This window comes from Mesorhizobium sp. M1A.F.Ca.ET.072.01.1.1 (genome assembly GCF_004023325.1).
Classification (GTDB): domain Bacteria; phylum Pseudomonadota; class Alphaproteobacteria; order Rhizobiales; family Rhizobiaceae; genus Mesorhizobium.
The window spans coordinates 1-1,015 of sequence record NZ_RZSF01000664.1 but is presented as its reverse complement, the minus strand read 5'-3'; the positions used below and the strand labels follow the sequence as shown (position 1 = coordinate 1,015).

General features: G+C 69.9%; 1 protein-coding gene. It reads right to left on the bottom strand.

Annotated elements, in window-relative coordinates; all coding sequences use genetic code 11:
• A partial coding sequence (locus EOA32_RS37405; RefSeq protein ID WP_189407727.1) for an FAD-dependent monooxygenase occupies nt 1–1,015 on the bottom strand: 1,015 nt, incomplete at both ends.

The window sequence follows — 1,015 nt, the reverse complement described above, 5'->3', positions numbered from 1 at the left end:
GGCACGGCGCGGCGGACCGGGATCGCGTGTGCGGCGAGCGCCCGGACCTCGGCCTTCATCACCGCGCTGAAGCGGCGGTGCCGCTCGCCGATATCGGCCAGCGACCAGTCGAAACCGGCAATGGCGTCGGTGGTGTCGAGGATCTGATGGGCGAAGAGGTCGCGCTCCTGCTGCCAGGTCGCGAAGGCTGCCTCCGATCCGTCCAGGATCGCCCGCGCCAAGCCTTCGGCATCGCGCAGCGCGTCGGCAATGCCGTGCGAGGTGAGCGGGTCGCGGAAGAAGCCGGCATCGCCGACCAGCGCCCAGCCTGGTCCGTGAGCGTGGCGGATGTAGCCCGGCACGCCGCGGAAAGCCTGCAGGCGGGCATCGTCGGGCGCCCGGCTCGCCTGTTCGGCCAGTGCCGGCGAAAGCGCCTCGAGCACCTCCATGCGGGCGCGGAAATGATCAAGGCGGAAGCGCTCGTCGAACAGCTTGGTCGGCACCGAAGCGACGATGCAGGCCAGCCCGGCATTGGTCGGAATGAGGGAGCCGGCGATGCCGTCGCGGAAATACCAGTGATAGCCGGCGCCGGGTTCGACCGGCGCGTAGCCATAAACATGGGCTGCCGAGACCGTGCCCCTTCTAAGCACTTGCGCGTCGCAGCATTTCGCCACCGTGGAGCCCATGCCGTCGGCGCCGATCACGATGTCGGCGCTTAAACGTAAGGCCGCGCGGCCGGCGCCGCGGATCTCGACGCCTCGCACGCGTCCGCGCGTGTCGGCAAAGAGGTCGCCGACCGCCACCTCGTGCAGGAACTCGGCGCCGGCCTTGCGCGCGGCATCGACGAGCATGCGGTCGAGCACGGTGCGCCTGGGCGCGATCAGCCCGGGAAGATCGGGCCCGGCATTGAGCGGAATCGTGATCTCCTCCTCGCCATAGTGGAACGTCGTTGTCTCGATCAGCGGCGTGCCGGCCTTGAGCAGTGGCTTGAGCAGGCCCCAGCGCGACAGCTGCAGCACGGCGGGCCGCATCAGCG